24 protein-coding genes and 1 tRNA gene are annotated in these 17,853 nt (G+C 70.6%); 6 read left to right on the forward strand and 19 right to left on the reverse strand.

Annotated elements, in window-relative coordinates:
- Positions 1–12 precede the first annotated feature (12 nt).
- The gene (gene nrtL / locus ABZZ17_RS14260; RefSeq protein ID WP_356875593.1) at positions 13–948 is read right to left on the reverse strand and encodes an ArgS-related anticodon-binding protein NrtL; all 936 of its coding nucleotides are present in this window, start codon (positions 946–948) and stop codon (positions 13–15) included.
- Between the two features lie 112 nt (positions 949–1,060).
- Positions 1,061–1,534, reverse strand: coding sequence for a response regulator (locus ABZZ17_RS14265; RefSeq protein WP_356875595.1), 474 nt, complete (start codon positions 1,532–1,534; stop codon positions 1,061–1,063).
- Positions 1,535–1,640: 106 nt separating this feature from the next.
- On the opposite strand from ABZZ17_RS14265, the gene ABZZ17_RS14270 reads away from it, so the two are divergent.
- Positions 1,641–1,712, forward strand: a tRNA-Arg gene (locus tag ABZZ17_RS14270).
- Between the two features lie 218 nt (positions 1,713–1,930).
- On the opposite strand, the gene ABZZ17_RS14275 is transcribed toward ABZZ17_RS14270, so the two are convergent.
- From ABZZ17_RS14275 to ABZZ17_RS14335, 13 genes are all read right to left on the reverse strand, one after another.
- Entirely contained in the window at positions 1,931–3,304 is a 1,374-nt protein-coding gene (locus ABZZ17_RS14275; protein WP_356875597.1) for a tyrosine-type recombinase/integrase, read from the reverse strand.
- On the reverse strand, positions 3,301–3,474 hold the full coding sequence (locus tag ABZZ17_RS14280; protein WP_356875746.1) for a helix-turn-helix domain-containing protein: 174 nt from the start codon (positions 3,472–3,474) through the stop codon (positions 3,301–3,303). The genes ABZZ17_RS14275 and ABZZ17_RS14280 overlap by 4 nt, the downstream gene beginning before the upstream one ends.
- An 11-nt stretch (positions 3,475–3,485) precedes the next feature.
- Positions 3,486–4,916, reverse strand: coding sequence for a replication initiator (locus ABZZ17_RS14285; RefSeq protein WP_356875748.1), 1,431 nt, complete (start codon positions 4,914–4,916; stop codon positions 3,486–3,488).
- Positions 4,917–4,963: 47 nt separating this feature from the next.
- Positions 4,964–5,191, reverse strand: a complete 228-nt coding sequence (locus ABZZ17_RS14290; RefSeq protein ID WP_356875599.1) for a hypothetical protein — start codon at positions 5,189–5,191, stop codon at positions 4,964–4,966.
- Positions 5,191–5,373, reverse strand: a complete 183-nt coding sequence (locus ABZZ17_RS14295; RefSeq protein WP_356875601.1) for a hypothetical protein — start codon at positions 5,371–5,373, stop codon at positions 5,191–5,193. The genes ABZZ17_RS14290 and ABZZ17_RS14295 overlap by 1 nt, the downstream gene beginning before the upstream one ends.
- 110 nt (positions 5,374–5,483) lie before the next feature.
- Entirely contained in the window at positions 5,484–6,014 is a 531-nt protein-coding gene (locus ABZZ17_RS14300) for a GGDEF domain-containing protein (protein ID WP_356875603.1), read from the reverse strand.
- An 86-nt stretch (positions 6,015–6,100) separates the two neighbouring features.
- Positions 6,101–6,406, reverse strand: coding sequence for a SpdD protein (locus ABZZ17_RS14305; protein WP_356875605.1), 306 nt, complete (start codon positions 6,404–6,406; stop codon positions 6,101–6,103).
- A gap of 23 nt (positions 6,407–6,429) precedes the next feature.
- On the reverse strand, positions 6,430–6,588 hold the full coding sequence (locus ABZZ17_RS14310; RefSeq protein ID WP_319194286.1) for a hypothetical protein: 159 nt from the start codon (positions 6,586–6,588) through the stop codon (positions 6,430–6,432).
- Between the two features lie 16 nt (positions 6,589–6,604).
- Complete coding sequence (locus ABZZ17_RS14315; protein WP_356875607.1) at positions 6,605–6,796, reverse strand: mobile element transfer protein; 192 nt, start codon at positions 6,794–6,796, stop codon at positions 6,605–6,607.
- A complete protein-coding gene (locus ABZZ17_RS14320) occupies positions 6,763–7,482 on the reverse strand; it encodes a DUF2637 domain-containing protein (protein WP_356875609.1) in 720 nt (239 codons plus the stop codon). The genes ABZZ17_RS14315 and ABZZ17_RS14320 overlap by 34 nt, the downstream gene beginning before the upstream one ends.
- Positions 7,483–7,559: 77 nt before the next feature.
- Entirely contained in the window at positions 7,560–8,918 is a 1,359-nt protein-coding gene (locus ABZZ17_RS14325) for an FtsK/SpoIIIE domain-containing protein (RefSeq protein WP_356875612.1), read from the reverse strand.
- A 2-nt stretch (positions 8,919–8,920) separates the two neighbouring features.
- Complete coding sequence (locus ABZZ17_RS14330) at positions 8,921–9,259, reverse strand: hypothetical protein (RefSeq protein WP_356875614.1); 339 nt, start codon at positions 9,257–9,259, stop codon at positions 8,921–8,923.
- A 138-nt stretch (positions 9,260–9,397) separates the two neighbouring features.
- Complete coding sequence (locus tag ABZZ17_RS14335; protein ID WP_356875616.1) at positions 9,398–10,177, reverse strand: GntR family transcriptional regulator; 780 nt, start codon at positions 10,175–10,177, stop codon at positions 9,398–9,400.
- A gap of 18 nt (positions 10,178–10,195) precedes the next feature.
- Here ABZZ17_RS14335 and ABZZ17_RS14340 point away from each other — a divergent pair, with 18 nt between their 5' ends.
- Together ABZZ17_RS14340 and ABZZ17_RS14345 are read left to right on the forward strand one after the other, a co-directional pair.
- The gene (locus ABZZ17_RS14340) at positions 10,196–10,660 is read left to right on the forward strand and encodes an NUDIX domain-containing protein (protein ID WP_356875618.1); all 465 of its coding nucleotides are present in this window, start codon (positions 10,196–10,198) and stop codon (positions 10,658–10,660) included.
- The gene (locus ABZZ17_RS14345; protein WP_356875620.1) at positions 10,657–10,866 is read left to right on the forward strand and encodes an e9imm peptide; all 210 of its coding nucleotides are present in this window, start codon (positions 10,657–10,659) and stop codon (positions 10,864–10,866) included. The genes ABZZ17_RS14340 and ABZZ17_RS14345 overlap by 4 nt, the downstream gene beginning before the upstream one ends.
- 475 nt (positions 10,867–11,341) lie before the next feature.
- Here ABZZ17_RS14345 and ABZZ17_RS14350 read toward each other — a convergent pair whose 3' ends face one another.
- Positions 11,342–12,130: a hypothetical protein gene (locus ABZZ17_RS14350; RefSeq protein ID WP_356875624.1), complete on the reverse strand. Its 789-nt coding sequence runs from the start codon at positions 12,128–12,130 to the stop codon at positions 11,342–11,344.
- A gap of 529 nt (positions 12,131–12,659) precedes the next feature.
- Here ABZZ17_RS14350 and ABZZ17_RS14355 point away from each other — a divergent pair.
- Positions 12,660–13,253, forward strand: coding sequence for a DUF3223 domain-containing protein (locus ABZZ17_RS14355; RefSeq protein ID WP_356875626.1), 594 nt, complete (start codon positions 12,660–12,662; stop codon positions 13,251–13,253).
- A 344-nt stretch (positions 13,254–13,597) separates the two neighbouring features.
- Here the strand turns inward: ABZZ17_RS14355 and ABZZ17_RS14360 are convergent, their stop codons facing one another.
- Complete coding sequence (locus ABZZ17_RS14360) at positions 13,598–13,873, reverse strand: hypothetical protein (RefSeq protein ID WP_356875628.1); 276 nt, start codon at positions 13,871–13,873, stop codon at positions 13,598–13,600.
- Positions 13,874–14,294: 421 nt separating this feature from the next.
- Here ABZZ17_RS14360 and ABZZ17_RS14365 point away from each other — a divergent pair, with 421 nt between their 5' ends.
- Entirely contained in the window at positions 14,295–15,281 is a 987-nt protein-coding gene (locus ABZZ17_RS14365; protein WP_356875630.1) for an XdhC family protein, read from the forward strand.
- A gap of 232 nt (positions 15,282–15,513) precedes the next feature.
- Complete coding sequence (locus tag ABZZ17_RS14370; RefSeq protein ID WP_356875632.1) at positions 15,514–15,909, forward strand: DUF6479 family protein; 396 nt, start codon at positions 15,514–15,516, stop codon at positions 15,907–15,909.
- 133 nt (positions 15,910–16,042) lie between these two features.
- Here the strand turns inward: ABZZ17_RS14370 and ABZZ17_RS14375 are convergent, their stop codons facing one another.
- Together ABZZ17_RS14375 and ligD are read right to left on the reverse strand one after the other, a co-directional pair.
- Entirely contained in the window at positions 16,043–16,954 is a 912-nt protein-coding gene (locus ABZZ17_RS14375) for an ATP-dependent DNA ligase (RefSeq protein ID WP_356875634.1), read from the reverse strand.
- The gene (ligD, locus tag ABZZ17_RS14380) at positions 16,951–17,835 is read right to left on the reverse strand and encodes a non-homologous end-joining DNA ligase (protein ID WP_356875636.1); all 885 of its coding nucleotides are present in this window, start codon (positions 17,833–17,835) and stop codon (positions 16,951–16,953) included. The genes ABZZ17_RS14375 and ligD overlap by 4 nt, the downstream gene beginning before the upstream one ends.
- Positions 17,836–17,853 lie beyond the last annotated feature (18 nt).

The raw sequence follows: 17,853 nt of genomic DNA on the forward strand, positions 1-17,853 counted from the left end.
TCTCTTCGGGGGTCACAGGAAGTCGGGGGCGTCGATGCCGAGCAGGGCGAGGCCACCGGCCAGCACCGTCCCGGCGGCTTCGGCGAGGGCCAGCCGGGCGCGGTGGGCGGCCGAGGGTTTCTCGTCGCCCCGGGGCAGGACGTGGTGCTGGAAGTCGAGCAGCGCGTCGGCGACGGTGACGAGGTGCCGGGCGAGCCGTTCGGGCGCCCGGTGGTGCGCGGCGGCTTCCAGGACCAGGGGGTATTCGGCGAGCGCGGCCAGCAGCGCGGGGGCGTCGGTGTCGCCCGCCTCCGCCGCGAATCCGAGGTGCTCGGCGTTCCTGCGGAGCGCGCGGGCGCGCGCGTGGGCGTACCGGATCCGGAACAGCTCGCTCGACTCGTCCTGGACGAGGAGTCCGGCGGTGAACGAGGGGGCCTCCCGCGCGGGAACGCTGAGCATGGCCCAGGCCGCGGCGTCGGCCCCGTAGGCCGCGACCACGTCTCCGTCGCGGCGGGCCACGGGAGCGACGGCGGCACCGGCCTGCGGGTCGTGGGGGTCGGCCGCCTGGCTCCGGCGGATCCGGGCGACGGCCTCGCGGACGACGCGCTCGCGCGGCTCGCCGTCGGGGGCGTGGCCGTACCGGGTGCCGCGCGCGCGGATGTCCCGTACGAGCGCCTCGGCGGAGCGGGAGGCGAGGGTGAAGTTCAGGAAACCGGCGCCGGTGACCTCGACGTTCGCGATGCCGGGCTCGGCGGCGAGCCGGCCGGCGAGGATCCGGGCGACGTCTGCGGGGGCCGCTCCGGCGCCCTTGGCGACCTGGAACGCGACGGGGGACGCGTACTCCCCCAGTCCGCCGGGCCGCGTCCGTTCGACGACCGCGCGGGCGGGCACGGGGCCGGCCAGTTCCCCGTCCTCGACGGCACGGCGTACGGCACGTACGACGGCACGAGAGAGGTCGGCGGGGATCACGCCACCCAGCCTAGGGGAGAAGCCCGGTCGCCATGCATCGGGTTTCGCCATGTGAACAGGGGGCTGGCCGGGGGCCTGTGAAGAGGGGTTGCCGACGGTGGGGTCAGCGGGGTCAGCCCCTCCCCCCTCTCCCTGCGGGCGTGCCCTTCCGCTCGCGGCGGTCCCGGCGCTCGACGAGCCTGCGGACGACGCGCACCAGCTCGGCGGGCTCGAAGGGCTTGGCGATGAACGCGTCGACCCCGGCGGCGATCCCGGCCTCCACCTCGTACTGCGTGCAGGCGCTCACGATGGCGACGGGCAGGTGCCGGGTCCGCGGATCGGCCCGCAGCTGCGCGGCCGCCCCGAACCCGTCCAGCCGGGGCATGACCACATCAAGGGTGATCGCGTCGGGGTTCACGCGGTGGACGACGTCCAGGCACTCGGCACCATCGTTCGCGGTCACGACCTCGAAGCCCTCCAGCTCGAGATTGACCTTGATCAGCTGCCGGATGACCTTGTTGTCGTCGACAACAAGCACCCGGCCCGAGGCGCCTGGCACAACTCGAGAGTAGGTCCGCCCCGGCCCCCGCGTCCGGGTTTTCGCCACTTCCACCCCCTCCGGGCGACGGACCTCCCTCTCCCGCCCAAATCGGTTCCTGATCACCCCGCGGGAGCTGGTAGTGTTCAACCCGTCGCCGCAACGCGAACGACACGCCCCCGTAGCTCAGGGGATAGAGCAACGGCCTCCGGAGCCGTGTGCGCAGGTTCGAATCCTGCCGGGGGCACTTCGCAAGGAGTGCCCAAAGACCCCGCCATCAGCGGCAACGCTGAGACGGGGTCTTCGCGTATGCGCAGCCAACTGCCGCCGTAGGCAGCCGTATGCCAGACCCTGTGGACTATTCGTGGACAAGATCTTGGGGCATCGCTCCAGGTCAGCCGTGGGAACGCGGAAGGCCCCCGGACAGGTCCAGGGGCCTCGCGGACTATCGCCAGTCACTCGCGATCACTCGTATTCGCGCAGCAGATCTTCGATCCGGCGGTTGGCCACCTCCTGACGGCCATCGAGGCACTTCGCGTACCGACTGAGCAGCACCTCCACGCTGTTGCCCGCGCGCTCCGCGACCTCGGTCGGGTCGACGCCGGCGTTGAGCCACGTGGACAGAGCCGAGTGCCGGAGGTCATAGGGCCGGCTCGCCAGGGGTGAGGCAGCCGCGGCCGGCGGCAGGGCCAGGAGACGGGCCTCCTGCCACGCCCGGTAGTACGTCGAGGAAGACACCACTCCCCCGGTCTCGCTGAAGAACAGCCTGCCGTCCGCAGCGGTCCCGAAGGTGTCGAGGTGCTCCCGGAGGATCATCACGAGCTGCGGAGGCAACGGCACCTGGCGCACGTCTTCTGTGGGCCGGTTCTTCAGCCCGCGGTCGTCGTGGCTCTCCCCCGAATCGGTCCACTTCTTGCCCGCGCTCGGCCGGGTCCGGTGGAGCACAGCGGTTCCCCAGCCGGATTTCGGAAGCGTCAGATCGGACTCCGCCAGCCCCACCACCTCGGCGGGCCGGAAGCCCCCGAAGTACATCCCGGCGAAGAGCCCCACGAGGCGCCGGCCCCGGGCTCGGCGGTAGCCCCCGACGTAGGAGACGGCGGTCAGCAGCGCCCGGGCCTGCTCCGGATTAGCCACGACCCGAGGATCGACGTCATTCGACACCTTGGGCTTCTGCCAGCGAACCGCGGCGAGAGGGTTCTCCCTAAATTCGCCGAGGTCCACCGCGTAGTGAAGGGCATTGACCAGGGTGCGCCGCTTCCGCCGAACCGTCTCGGCAGCGGCCGCAGTCCCGTCCAGCTTGACCTTCAGGGAATCGAGAACCGCTCGACCCAAGGCCGGATCCGTCAGATCGGACAACGGACGCGAAGCCTTCGAGATCCAGTGCAGGACGTTCCCGATCTCCGGAGGTGATTCCCTGTCGTCTGGACCGGGCAGAACATAAGCCCAGTTCCGAAGCGCTTTCCTTAGTTCGGCGTCTGCCGGCCGACCCGCACGTTCACCCAGAAGCGCCAGCGTGACCGAGGTCAGGGACTCGTTGATCCCGTCCCTGGTGTTCGGAGCTGCGTGAGGCCACTTCATCGCGATGTACTTGAGCGAGAAGGCGTACCAGCTCAGCGTCACCTTCTGTTCCACCATCGACGCGGGCAGACCACTGGCGGTGTCGAACTCCTCACCGTCACGGGTGGCCCGCATCAGCTTGGATCGGAAATTGTCGGCGAGCCCCTTCGTCCTGAACGACTCGGAAAAGACCTGCCCAGCCACGGACCACCGGACGTCATAGGAAGGGCGCTTCGTATCCCGCTTCCGGACGCTCCAGATCTTGACGTCGAGCGACTTCACGCGGCCGCACCTTCCTGGCTTCGCAGCCACGCGAGAAAGTCACTCCGCCAGACCCTCAGCTCTCCGTTCGGCAGCGTGAATGCCTTGGGAGCCTTCCCGAGTTCGCGCCACCGGTAGAAGGTCCGCCGTGAGATCCCTTTCAGCTCGGAAAGGATCTCCGCCGTGGTCATCAGCTCATCTTTCACGTCACGTCTCCTTCCGAGGCAAGTTGGTCGCGCAGGGCTTCGCGGGCTGTCTGGCGGTTGAGCTGGATGCCGCGGGCGATGGTGGCGGCGAGGACGGATTCGCCGGGGGTGTGGCCGTGGCCGGCGTACTGCCAGGAGGCGAGGACGAGAACGGTGTCCGGCTTGGTGTCGGCGAGGCTGTGGGCTTCGCGCTCTTGGGCGGCGCGGTAGTCGGCGCGGGTCTGGCGGAGGGCGCCGAGGGTGGTGGAGTACTGGCGGGACTTGGTGGAGAAGTGGCCGCGGAAGCCAAGCATGTGGGCCCAGCGGGTGATGGGACGGTCCGGGTAGAGGGGTTGCAGCGCTGCACAGGCGGCCATGAGGCGGCGGACGTGGTCCGGGACGGACATTCGGGCGAGGTCTTCGTTCAGGCCGGTGCCCTGGCAGCGGGCGCAGCGGCTCAGGGCAGAGCCGGAGTGGCTGTACCGCTGGGAGCGGCCCGATCCACCGCACATTCGGCAGTGCACAGCTGTGTCGGAGGCTCCCGTCGTCTCGGCGGCTTTGGTGGCGTACTTGGCGACGTAAGAGGCGACGGCCTGCTCCGTGATGTCGGAGCCGTCCCCGAAGGCCTTGATGGGGCGCACGTCCAGCTGCGTGCCCCATTGGAAGGTCCTGGCGGGCTGGTCGGCTGCGGCCGGTACGGACGCCGAGGTGTAGGTGTGCGCGACGGCCGCCCGTATCGCGCGGTCGAGAAGTTCTGTGCCGGCCCACGACGGGGGCGGGTCGAGAGGACCGCGGGGGCCGTCGATGCGGATCACGGCGTGGAAGTGGATGGCGCCCCGCTTCTGGAACTCGGCGACCTTGCCGTAGGAGATCCGGGCTTCCTCTTTGAGCTCCCGTTGGGTCAGTCCGGCGTAGGCGGCGATCTCGCGCCGGAGGCGGGTCGTGAAGCGCTGCCATAGCTGTCCGGCGTGGTTGTTGAAGAGGACCGCGCCGGCGTAGTCGTAGGTGGTCGGGTCGAGGGCAGTGCCGAGTTCGGCGGCGTCCTCCTGGTGGTGCTTGCCGCAGCGGCAGGGGCGGCCGGCCGGGCGGTTGTGGACCGGGCCGAAGGAGGGAGCCGTGAGGGTGGCGAAGACGCGCGGGTGCTCGCGGACGGTGGCCGGGATGTCGCGGCGGTCGTCGCCCGCGAGTCCGGCCCGGATCAGGTGGTAGGTGTCACCGGAGTACGTCCAGGCGCAGGCGGGGCAGCGGGACGCGCGGCGGTTGCCACAGGCGATGCGGAGGCGGGCACCGGGTTCGTCCGCGGTGGAGTAGCGGTGCAGGACCTCGCCGGAGGCCTTGTCCTTGGCGACGGTCCAGCCGGTGATGTGGATCGGGTCGGAGCACCCGCCGGTGCGGCGGACCTGGTCTTCCCATCGGGCGTAACCGGGAGCCCCGGCCACCTTCAGCATGTCGCTGAGGAGGCCGGGGTCCAGGTCCGCGAGGGGCGCGGAGTGAGTCACCAGCGTCGCCCCCTCTTGGGGGTGTTGGCGTCGCTGGTCGACGGGCCGGAACTGTTCTCGCGCCGGCTGTTCCGTGCGCTGGACGAGCGGTGCGAGTCGTGTTGGGCGTGGGCGTCGCGGATGCGTTCCTGGTGGCGCTCTTCGCCGGTCATGTTGTCGTAGACCTGGTCCATGTCCCGGTCGTACGGGTCGTCGCCGTAGCTCTTGCGGCTGAAGATCCCCATTACGCGGTCACCCCCACGCGCTTGATGCGGGCCGCGGTTCCGGTGCCGTGGCAGGCCGAGCAGTGAGCGGTGATGGTGCGACGGGCACCGGATCGGTCGCGGCCGCCGAGGGTGATGGCGACGGCGGGGAAGCCGTCGCAGTTCGGGCAGATCCTGGGCGGGGTGTGGCCGGACTGGGCCATGATGGTCGTCCTTTCGATTGCGGTCGGGAGGGGCCGGTCCGTCCGGGCGGCGGCGATGCTTGGTGGCTTGTGCGCCGCCCGGATGCCGGTCAGTGAGTGGAATTGCGCGGTTATCCGCGGCGGCCTGTGGTGCCCTTGGCCGCGTACATGGCGGCGTCGGCGGCGGCGAGAGCCTCGGGGAGTCCGCGGTGGGGCAGGTCCGTGAGGCGGCAGGAGCCGACGGAGACGGAAACCGGCAGAAGGCCGCCGTCGTAGGCCAGCGGAGTGTTGAGGGCCGTGTCCAGGCCGTCCAGGTGCGGGAGCCGGTGCACGGCGACGAACTCGTCTCCGCCGAGGCGGCCGGCGTATCCATGGCGGTCGATCCAGCCGGCGAGACGCTCGGCGGTCGCGACGAGGGCGGCGTCCCCGGCGGCGTGTCCGTGGGTGTCGTTCAGGGTCTTGAAGTCGTCCAGGTCGAGGAGGAGGACGACGGCATCCCGGTGTCGGCGGATGAACCGCTCCGCTCGTACGGTCCATCCCGCGCGGGTCCTCAGCCCGGTCAACGGGTCACGACGGGCGGCGGCGAGGCGGTGGGCCAGGACGCCGGAGTGGGAGGCCCAGCCGATGAGCGGCAGGCATAAGGCGAGCGATTGGGTGTCCACGATGCTCCTTCGTGCGGTCGGAAGTGGTGGTGTCGGGCCCCGGGGCGGCGATGCTTGGTGGCTTGTGACGCCCCGGGGACCGGCGGTCAGCGGCCCGTGAACTCCTGGCGGAGGGCGCGGACGAGGAAGAGCACAACGACGCTGCTGACGGAGAGGGCGACCGCGGTGACGGCCACGGCCAGGAGCAGCGAGACGGCGACGGAGGCCAGGGCGAGGACTCCGGCGACTCCGCCGGCGGCGAGGGCGAGCGCGGTACCGGGCGACTGCTGGAGCAGGCCGCCGAGGGCGCTCGGGGTCTTCGCGGGAGCCGGGATCTGTTCGGCGGGCACCGGGGTAGGGCGGATGGTCGCCGGGGTGTAGGTGTCGGGGGTCGGGTACTGGGGCTTGAACACGGCCGTTCTCCTTCCGGGGTGGGCTACTTGTTGATCGCGGTGTCGATGGCCGGGGCGAGGAAGCTGTCCGCGAGGAGGAAGCCGCCGAGGAGGATCACGGCGACCAGCCATAGCGGCGGGCGGATGAGCTTGTAGCCGAGGACCCCGACGACGAGGAGGGCGATCCAGAGCGGGACGTCCATGTCGGTGGCCCTTCGGTCAGCTGACGCGGCAGCGGTGGGAGCGGGCGGCGAGCTGGGCGGCGGTCGAGGAGCTGTAGTCGGAGGACCAGCCGCAGCCGTCGTTGGTGCAGACGGCGGCGTCCTTGAGACGGCCGTGGCGGTCGCGGTAGGTGCCTATCTGGACGGGGCCGATCTTCATGAGCGAGCGGAAGTTGATCCGGGCGGGCATGGCTCCTCCTGACAGCTGAGCTGGGCGGCGATGGCCTGTGCGAGCGGGGATGGGACGCCGAGCCGGGCGCGCAGGGTCTCGGTGTCGATGTCCGAGCCGGTACGGGTGCGGTAGTCGGTGGCGATCTTCTGGGCGTGGGCGACGAGCGCGGGTGGAGCGGTGACCGTCGGCGCGGGCACGGCTACGGCCATGGGTTCCGGGGCGGGCAGGGCGGGGACCGGGTGTTCGGGTTCGCCCTGCGGTTCCCGTTCGACCACGGGCAGGGGTTCCGCGGCGGCGGGCTTGGGCTCGGGATCCGGGGCGCCGGGTGACGCCGTGGGCCGGTGGACCAGGAGCGTGCCGCCGAGGAAGGCGAGCGCGGGCCATCCGGCGACGAGGATCCGGAGCCAGTCCGGGACGTCGTTCAGGTCGAGCAGGCCGGCGGTGGCGACGTTCGCGCCGAGTGAGGCCGCCAGGGCGACGGCGAACCAGGACCAGGCCGAGCGCGAGGGTTCGCCCGCGTCCCGCAGTGTGCGGAGGCGGTGCCAGGCGGCGACGAGGAGCAGGTCCACGCTCACGGGGTAGGCCCAGGCCTTCCAGCCGTGTTGTCCGGCGGCTTCGGCGAGGTCGTGCAGGTGGGCGAAGGAGAGGGCTCCGGCGATGACGGCCTGAACGAGGACGGCGTCCGGGCGGACCAGGCGGGTCATGGTGTTCACCTCCTTTCAGGCATGGGTGGGGTAGGGACCTGGCGCGATAGGGCCGCGCCGACCGGTGGGGTTGGTGCTTAGACGGAACCTGCCGTGGTGGTCTTCGGCTGGACCTTGCCGACGAGGACGCGGGCCTGCGGCGCGGGCCGGAAGGCGTCCAGCTCCGGGATCTCCGGGCTGCGGTACGCGTGGGCGTTGCAGATGTCCACGGCTTTGCGGAGCGTGGTGTGGGGGGCCCGGATGCGGGACCAGCCGCCGGAGGAGTCGCCGGCGACAGCGGTGCCGGGGCGTTCCCGGTCGATCTGTACGGCGGCGAGGACGGCGTCCGGGGAGATGTCCCCGAAGGCCATGTTCGCCGAGGTCTCGTCGTTCACGCGGTGGGCCGTGCGGCCGGTGAGCTGCGCGCGGAGCATGGTGATGCCCTTGCCGAGTTCGGAGCCGAAGCGCTGGCCGCAGATCTCCAGGTGGATGCCCGCGGCGCGGCCGAGCTGGGCGAGACGCACGAGATCGGTGACGATCCGGTCCCGGCGGATCTCCTCGGCCTTGTTCGCGGCGAGGGCCAGTTCTGCGACCTCGTCGACGAAGAGCACGACGGGGACGGGCCGAAGGTGTGCCGGCAGATCCCAGATGTCGGCGGTGATCTCCTCATCCGGCAGGGCGACGCTGATGCGCTGTTCGGCTCGGATGACCTGGTAGACGCCGCCCATGTACTGGACGAGCGCGGCCAGGAGCTCCGCGGCATCGACAGGGTTGTCTGCCAGGGCGGTGAACCGCTGCGCCATCGGGGCGAGTTCCACCCCGTTCTTGCAGTCGATACCGATGAGGGCAACGTTCTGCGGCGCGAGCCCGGCGACCAATGTGCGCTGGTAGACGGACTTCCCGGACTTGGTCGCCCCGACGTTCAGGGCGTGCGGAACCTGACGATAGTCCCGGTAGTGGACCTCCCCGTCTTCCCTCATGGCCACCGGGACCCGAAGGACTCCGGCGGGCGGAGCCGCGGGCATCCGTACCTTCTTGAGTACGTCGTAGCCGGTCATCCGAAGCTCTACGACGCCGGAGCGGATCTCCCGGGCGATGACGTTCTGGAGGGTGAAGGAGTGCCTCAGCCGGTCGGTGGAGGCGGAGAAGTCGAACGCGTCCTGTCCGGGCCGGATTTTCACCCGTAGGACCAGGCCGGTCGAGGTGGGCCGAAGCCGCAGGATGCGGGGCGAGCGGGCTTCGGGAACCGGGCGGTTGGTGACCCGGGCGAGGGCCAGTTGCCAGCGGGCGGGCGGGACGGTGAGCCCGCAGGCGTCCATGACCGAGCGGTAGCGGATCAGGACGCGGATCGTCGCGAAGGTGACCCCGAAGGTCATCCAGTACCAGGTGGGTCGCAGCTTGCGCAGAACGAGCGCGGCGGCCAGGACCACCAGCAGCGTGATCCATAAAGCATTCATGGTCAGCCCGCCTGGGCCAGCGAGGTGACGGCGACGGCGCGGAAGCTGAGACCGTGCCGCTTCTGGCCGTTGAACTCGTTCTCCCACGGACGGGCGACCAGCCCGGTCAGCGCCACCGGGGTACCGGTGACCAGCTCGCCGGAGATGTCGGGCTCCGCCACGGTCACGGACACGACATCGGCGTTGCCGTTCAACACGAAGAGCACGTCGACGGTCATGAGGTTGTTGCCGGTCTCGGTGTCGACGGCGACCTGACCGGTCTTCTTGTCCCGCATCTTGAGCTGCGGGGACTGGGCGACCATCACGGTCGCGCCGGTGGTGTCGACGGGGATCTGACGCACAGCGGTCACTCCTCTACAAGGGTCGAACTCCATCACTCATGTATAGGAGTGACATGAAGAAGAGTGCCCAACTCCTATACATGAGTCAACCCGCTAGGAGGAGAAACTCGTAGCGGGTTGTGGGGAGTTGAGTTGGCGTCAGTCGCGCGCGGGGATCCGGTACTCAAAGACGAACTGGTCAGCGGCCATGAGGGTGTCGCACACCTCAACCACGCGGCCTTCCTCCGTGACCGCGTCCCGCAGCAGATGCACCACGGGGGCGCCAGGGGTCAGCGACAGTTCAGTCGCCTCAGCCTTGGCGGCTGGTCGGGCCTGGAGCGTCTCCACGTACTCGGCGAAGACGTGGCCCTGGTCCTCCAGCCGCGCGTAGATGCCGCCGGGCCCCGGGTTCTCGGCGAAGAGCTCCGGAATGTCCTTCACGACGTCCCACGGCAGGTACGAAGTGGCCGTCTCCACGGGCGCCCCGTTCCGGAAGTACAACCGCCGCCGAGACAGCACCTGTGTTCCCGCGGACACCCCGAGCCGCCCCGCGATCTCTTCCGGCGCCTCTACGGGCCCGATGAACAGCACACTCACCTTGGCTTCGGCCCCGGACTGAGCGGCCTCGGCAAGGTAGGCCGCCATGCCTTCCCGTCGATGGGTACGCCTGAAACGGTCCGAAGACCGGCGATGAACAGGCGGCCGGGCCTTCACGATCGAGCCCTTCCCGTGTCGGGTCTCGACCAGGCCACTCGCCCGTACTTCCACCATGGCTTTGCGGATCGTCCCGCCGGCCACGCCGTAGCGCTCTACCAGCTCAGACTCGCTCGGCACCATGTCGCCGGGGCTCAGCACCCCCACGCGGATCTGCTGGACGATGTCGTCGGCGATCTGCACGTACCGAGGTGTGGCCCTGCCACCTCCCACCGTAGTTCCCATAGTCTTTCTCTTCCTCCTATGCTCCTGTACATGAGTACGGGTTCCCCGCAGGACAAGTCAACGCCACTGCACTCCGTGTCCGTAGCCGGGGCAGTGCTGCGTGAGGACGGTCGACTCCTGGCGATCCGTCGTGCGGACAACGGAACTTGGGAGCTTCCGGGCGGTGTCCTCGAACTTGCCGAGTCCCCGGAGGCCGGCGCACGCCGCGAGGTCCTGGAAGAGACGGGCATCGAGGTGGAGGTGGACGAACTCACCGGGGTCTACAAGAACACCGTCCGCGGTGTGGTCGCCCTGGTCTTCCGCTGCAAGCCGTCCGGCGGGACCGAGCGGACCTCGGAGGAGTCGACCGAAGTTGCCTGGCTGACCCCGGAGGAGGTCTCCGAGCGGATGTCCGAAGTCTTCGCGATCCGCCTCCTGGACGCGCTCGACAACACCGGGCCCCATGTCCGCAGTCACGACGGCCGGCAACTCCTCACGGCATGACAAGGGACGAAGCCGTGGCCCTAGTCGCACGCCTCATGGACGGCAGCCTCACCGACGAGGCCGAAGTCGACGCAGCCTTGGAGACCCTCAGAGTCGAACTGCGCTGTCCCCACATCGGCGACTACATCTACTGGGACTTTGATCCCGAACTGAGCGCCGAGACAATCGTGGACCGCGCCATGACCTACGAGCCCTTCGCGCTCTGAGCCGAGCGGCGCGGTAAGAGTTTCCCTACTTCATCAAGCACCCGGCTGCGCTCCGCTCCGCCGGGCGGGCTTCCCGGCTCCGCTCCGCGCGACGCTCCTGCCTTCGGCCCGCTCCGCGCGCGCTGCGCCGACGCCCGCCCCTGCGAGGCGGGATAGGCCTATCGGCATGAGTCGAGCCCTACGGGCCGGCGGTGCCACCACTCACCGACATGCCTCCGGCGGGGGCCTCCGGCTCCGGGATGGCGGGGGCGCCATTGGCGGGTGCCGGCCCGTGGAGGGTTGAGGCGGGGAACTCCCATCCCGTCTGCCATCGACCCAGGACAAGCCGAGCAGACACGGCACCGGGCGTCCAGGTCGTTCGTCCAGTTGGGCGCTCCACCTGGACGCCCGGCACCGCGCCCGCTCAACGTGTCATGGGCCGACGGCAGACGGGATGGGAGTTGGGTAGGTGGTGGGTTCAGCATTCGGTTCACGATCAGCTCGGTTGCGTGCCTGCGGCTTCGGGGGGTGGCTGGTTCTGCGGAGAACCAGCGATCATGCCCTGCACCAGAGAGCTGATGATCTGAGCACGGTCAGGTCCCTCAAGGTGAGCATCAGCGACCAGCCGTTCGGCAGCCAGATAGCGAGAGAACTCGAGGGGCTGGGCGAAATAGGCCCTGAGGTGCTCCGCCGCACTCTCCTGCGACCGGATGAAAGTCTTGCTGACATAGCCCGCAAGAGCCGCGGAAACCGCGCCCAGCGTGCCAGCAACTACCGCGCCCGCCGTCGTAGCAGCCGTGAGACCTGCAACGGCGAAAGCTACAAGCAGCACGAAGCCAAGCACCATCGCTACCTGCGCATTGCGGAACGACTTTGCTGCCTGTTCCAGCGCAATGCCGTGGTAGTGGTCGAGGCGACGGTGGGTCACAGTCCACAAGTCCGAGAGCCCAAGCAGCCGACTTGACTCGCCTCCATCCTCCATCGCATCAACTGTGCGGTCAGATCGCAAACCTTCCTCGAGGTTTACTTCCGCCTGCCGCACCAGCTCGCGGGTCTGAGAGATCGATTCAACCTCCAAGCCGGGCTGACTGATCAGGGCCACCAGGCTGGACATCCAAAGCGCAAGGAAAATGACGACGCCGCCCCCCAGGAGCGATCTGATCTCGACTCCCTGCACGGCTCGAACGATGATCAATGTCTCTGCGAGAAGCAGAGCCGCGACAGCAAATGTGACGACCTTGCGTCGTTTTGACCACGGCCTCCTGACTTGCTGGTTTTCAGCCATGGTCATCAGCATCATCCGTCTTCGGGGTCCCGTCCAGCGGTTCACGAAATCAGGACTGCGCTACTGGTTGGACACATCCGCAAAGGGCGGCGATACAGCAGCGGCATACCGCAACCACCCCAACCGCTCCCGGCCATCAGTGCCCCGGCAAAGCCTGGAAACGGCCGGTATGACCGTCGCTGACCGGTCTGGCTAGAGCTACGGATCGGAAGGCGAGCGCGCCCTACCCGTGCCAGGTAGGGCAGGGAACCACGGATGTCGACGGGTGCCGAGCAGGGCCAGTGCTCGGGCGGACCGCGGTGGAGCAGCGTCGGTCTCGACCTCGGCGGAAGTGGCGGGAATCCTGCGCGCCCCTGTCCAGTTCAGTCGTGCACGCCTCGCTCGCTGGGGTCAGATAGCAGACTGCCCCCAGGTAGGGCCGGTACGGCTATCAGCGACGATGGGCGGGCACGTGGCACGGCTGGAGTATCTGATCAACGGTGAGCATTTCCGGACTCAGAAGACCCTAAGGGAGCGGATACAGGGGATCATGAACACCTACCGCTACGACGAGGTGGTCGGCGAGACCGACGAGGAGTTCTTGCGGGACCTGATCACTCGCCACCCGGACTACGAAGAGAAGGCGGGGGCGGGAGTCGGCGGGTTCGTGGTGGTGCGGACAGAGTGGAACAACCGTGGGCTAATGCTGGTCCGGATCGACGGCTCAGATATCGACATCTCCTGGCAGGAGTGCCTCAGGGCTACCCCTCATGCTCAGCAGGTACGCGGGTGTCTGCGGCGTGCGGTCAAGGAACAGGTCATCACACATGTCACCGAGGCGTTCCGGCACGGGCCGGTGGTATGCGCCGTAACGGGCGACAGCATCGCCTCGACCGACCAAGCGGACGTGGACCACTACCAGCCCGTATTCGAGGAACTCGCTGAGAGCTTCATCCAGGCACACGGCGGCCTGGAAGCATTCGCCATCGCCCCCGACAAGGCGGCCGGCTTCTCGGTCGCCGAGCTGGAGGACGCGGCACTCGTCACGGACTGGCAGGCGTATCACCGCAAGCACGCCAAGCTGCGCGTGATCACCAGGCATGCAAACCGCTCCATCCTCCGGAAGAAGATCCGCAGCGAGTAAGCCCCCGGGCTGCGGCCTATTCGTGGACTCAGGACGGGAACCGACCGTCGTTTCACCCCCTTGACCTGCTGAAACGCGTGAACCGCACGGGGCCTCCGGAGCCGTGTGCGCAGGTTCGAATCCTGCCGGGGGCACTTCGCAAGGAGTGCCCAAAGACCCCGCCATCAGCGGCAACGCTGAGACGGGGTCTTCGCGTATGTGCGGCCAACTGCCCTGCTGTGGCGGGGGATCCGGCGGAGCCGGGGGTGGGGGCACCTTGGGGGTGGCCGCCGTGCGCTGGAACTCGTCGTCCGCTGGGGGTCGGAGAGGCTCGTCGTCCGAACCTCCGCCCGCCGCGGGGCCGGTCAGTAGCGGAGGTACAGGGCCCACTGCACGGTGGGGGCTCCGAAGATGAACGGTTCGCAGGTGTAGGGGAGGCTCTGGGATGCTCCGGCCGCCTGGCACTGCGCCAGGGTCCAGTAGGTGCCGTGGTGGTGCTTCTCCGACGGGACCGCGTTCGTTTCGCGGGCCGACGCCTCCGCTGATCGCGCGGGCTCGGCCGCATGGGCCGCCACGGCCGTACCTCCCAGGGCGAGCGCACTCCCCAGGGTCAGACCGGTCAGTGCGTGGCGCATGCGCATGTTGTTCCCCTCTCTCGGCCGTGGTGCTGCCGGCCCCGCGGCCTTCCGTGAAGCGTCCTCGGCGATCAGTCAACGAACCGGAAGCGCTCGATGTCCAGACGAGGACGGCCTGTGCCGCCGAAAGCGCGGGGGCCGGCCCGTGAGGGGGTGACAGGGGGCCGCGCCGTCGGGTAAAGGGCGCCCGCTGCCGCCGTGAGCGGGTCCCGGCGGTGTCCCGGCGACGGGACACGGGGGCGACGGAACGCCGGCCGGTGGCCGGTGCGGGCCTTCCGGTGGTCCGTACGAGGGGGCGGGGTGCGGTCTGTGGGATTTGGGGGGTGGGGGCGGGCCGGGGGCGTGCATAGGGTGGGCGGTGAGGCCGCTTTGTGCCGCTGACCAGGTGCTTTGCGGGATACGGCGCGTAGAGGATGGGGCGACGAGCATGCGTGAGCTGGCGGAGACGGCACTGCGGTGGGTGGCCGAGGGACGGGCCGGGTTCCTGGCGCGGCCCGTGACGGAGCAGGGGTTCGGGCCCCGGGATCCCTCCGGGGCGGTGCTCGTGGACGCGCGCGGTGAGTGCGTCGGGGCCCTGTACCGGGGGGTGTTCGACGCCGAACTCGTCGCCGAGGCCGCGGCGATGGCCCCGGGGCGGAGCGCGCGGGTGTGCGAGGTGTCGGTCGGCGCGGGCGAGGCCGTCGAGGCCCGGCTGACCTGTGGCGGGCAGGCCGAGGTACTGCTCCAGCCGCTGGCGGAGATCCCGGCGCAGTGGTGGGAGCTGCTCGGGACGGGTGCCGGGGTGGCCCTCGTGACGCGGCTGGACGAGACGGCCGACAGTGCGGTGAGCCGGGTCGTGCGGGCGGGCGGCACCCCGGCCGACGACGCCGAGCGGCGGGCCGGTGAGCTGCTGGGGACCCGGCGGCCCGGGCGGGACGCGCTGTACGGGGGGCCGGGGTCCGGGCTGGTGCTCGTCGAGGCGTACCCGTCCGCTCCGCACGTGGTGATCGGGGGTGGCGGGGAGCTCGCCGACGTCATCGGACGGCAGGCCGCGCTGCTGGGCTGGGAGTCGGTCGTGGTGCACACGGCGGCCGAGGCCGGGAAGGTGCTCGCCGACCACCGGGACGCGGCCTGTCTGGTGCTGCTCAGCCACGAGCCCGACTTCGACGTGCCGACCCTGCGGACGGCCCTCTCGCTCGGGATCCCGTACGTCGGTGCGCTCGGCTCGCGGCGGACCACGGCCCGGCGCCGGGAGGGGCTGCTCGCCGCGGGGGTCGGCGAGGACCGGCTGGCGCTGGTGCACGGGCCGATCGGGCTGGACCTCGGCGCCAAGACCCCGGCGGAGACGGCCCTCGCGATCTGCGCCGAGATCCTCGGGGTGCTCGGGGGGCGGGGCGCTCGGGGGCTGCGGGATTCCGACGGTCCCTTGAGGTGACCGGGACGGGGGTACCGGCCCGCTCCGACGGCGGGCCGGTACCCCCGTCTCATCCGTTCGGAGTACACGGGCCGGGTCCGGTGCGCGGGCGGCCGAGGGGTGGCTCCGGCGGCCGGTGAAGGGCCGGGGAGGGGCCGGTGAGGGGGTCGGCGGTCCGGGGGCGGGGAGACGGGCGGGGAGATTCGTCGCAGCGAGAGCGTGCATTCGGTGCGAAAGCGGGAAAATAGGATGTATGGACATGATCCTGAGCGTCGACTCGACCCTGACCGACATCGCCTGGTTCCTGGTCGTCGGCATCGTCGTGGCCGGCTTCCTGCTCGGCGGGTTCATCCTCGGCCGGCGCGTGCGGGAGCACGAGCCGCCACCGCCGACCGCCGAGAGCCAGCCGCACCTGCCCGACGGCGGTGCCGTCTACGAGGTCCGCGAGGAGCGGGAGTCCGTGGAGATCCCGGAGGGCGGCCTGAGGCCCCACGAGATGCAGGGCTACGGCAACTTCGGCTCCACCACCCACAGCCACCAGGACGAGGCCCGCGCCGAGCGGGAGTCCGGCTACGAGCACGTGGAAGGCCCTGACCCCCACGTCCAGCCCGGAGCCCCGCCCGACGCGGGACGCGGCGCTCACGCCTGACGCCCACGCCCGCCCACACCCGCCCCTCCCCGACCCCCCGCCCTGCCCCACGGCCTCCGGCCCGCGCCTCCCGCGCGGGCCGGAGGTCTGCCGGCGGTCTCCCCGCGCGGCCCGGCCGTGTCACGACGGCTCCTCAGAGGTCCGTCCGCAGCCGGAGCACCTCCGGCGGCGGGTGGCGGGCCGAGCTGTGGCGGACCTCCGCGGCGAGCGGCGGGTCGAGGGGACGGAACGGCACTTCGCCGAACCCGATCGCGGTGACCGTGCCCCCGCCGGGGGCGGTCTCCGTACGGGCGGCCACCGCGTTCGCCAGCTCGGCGCGCAGCGCGGCCGCCAGCGGGCTCGACACCAGCGGCGGCTCGTCCTCCTCCCCCGGCAACACCAGCACCAGCGCCACGGGACGGCGCGGGGTGCCGGTGTAGCCGACGGCCGCCGCGTCCCGGACGTCGGTGTGGCGGAGCTTGCGCCAGCCGCGCCGGCCGGCCGGGTAGGCCTGGTCGAGCCGTTTGACGACCAGGCCCTCGATGCCGCTGGCCGGCAGGGTCTCGTACCAGGTCTCGGCCAGCTCCGGGTCGGTCGTCATCGGCACCGGCTGGAGGGGCGGTCCGAGCGGCAGCAGGAGGTCGACGAGCAGGGCGCGGCGGCGTTCGTAGGGGCGGGCGCGGACGTCCAGCCCGGCCAGTTCCAGTACGTCGAAGGCGGCGTACGAGGCGGGCAGGGTCTGTGCGAGGACGGCGGCCCGGGCGGCCGTCGCGGCCGCGGCACGCCGCTGCACGAGCGCGAAGTCCGTGCGGCCCGCGTGCCAGACCACCACCTCCCCGTCCAGGACGGTCCCGGCGGGCAACTGCCGGGCGGCCGCCGCGAGATCGGGGAAGGCCGCGGTGACGATCCGGCCGGAGCGGGCCTGGAGCACGACGTCCTGCGCCGTCCGCACGACGACCAGGCGGTGTCCGTCGAACTTCGGCTCGTACGCGAGGCCCGCCCCGCGCGGCAGGGTCCGTACGGAGGAGGCGAGCGCGACCCGTACGGGCCCGGTACCCGCGCTCACGGCAGCCTCCCGGCCAGGCCGGGATCGAGCAGCGGGGCGAGGAGATCGCCGTCCCGGGCGAGTCGGGGCGGGATGTCGTCGGCGAGGAACACCAGGTCGGAGGCGGTCCGGCAGGCGCCGACCTCTTCCCAGGAGACGGGCGCGGAGACGGTGGGCAGCTGCCGGGCGCGGAGCGTGTAGGGGGCGGCGGTGGTCTTGGCGGCGGCGTTCTGGCTGTGGTCGACGAAGACCTTGCCGGGGCGCAGCGCCTTGGCCATCCGGTGGACGACCAGGTCGGGGAGTTCGCGTTCGGCCTCCTGGGCGAGGGTCTTGGCGTACGCGGACACCTGCTCGGAGGGGGTGGGCTCCAGGGGAACGGCCAGGTGGAGGCCCTTGGAGCCGGAGGTCTTGGCGTAGGAGCGCAGTCCGTCGGCGGCGAGGCGCTCGCGCAGCCAGAGGGCGGCGGCGCAGCATTCGACGACGGTGGCGGGCGGGCCGGGGTCGAGGTCGAAGACGATCCGGTCGGCGACGGCGGGGCGGTCGGCGGTCCACTGGGGGGTGTGGAACTCGACGACGAGGTTGGCCGCCCACATGAGGGTGGGCAGGTCGTCGACGATCACCTGTTCGGCGGATTCGTCCTCGGAGCGGGGGACGCGGGCGGTCCTCACCCAGTCGGGCGTGCCGGGCGGCGGGTTCTTCGTGAAGAAGAGCTGGCCGTCCGGGCCGTCGGGATAGCGCAGGAAGGAGACCGGCCGGTTCCGGACGTGCGCGAGGAGGGAGCCCGCGACGGTGGCGTAGTAGTGCAGCACCTCGCCCTTGGTGTAGCCGGAACCCGGGTACAGGATCTTGTCCAGGTTGCTGAGCGCGATGCGACGCCCCTCCACCATGGTGATCGGCGTCATACGATGAGATTGCCACGA

This window comes from Streptomyces sp. NPDC006512 (genome assembly GCF_040611935.1).
Lineage (GTDB): Bacteria > Actinomycetota > Actinomycetes > Streptomycetales > Streptomycetaceae > Streptomyces.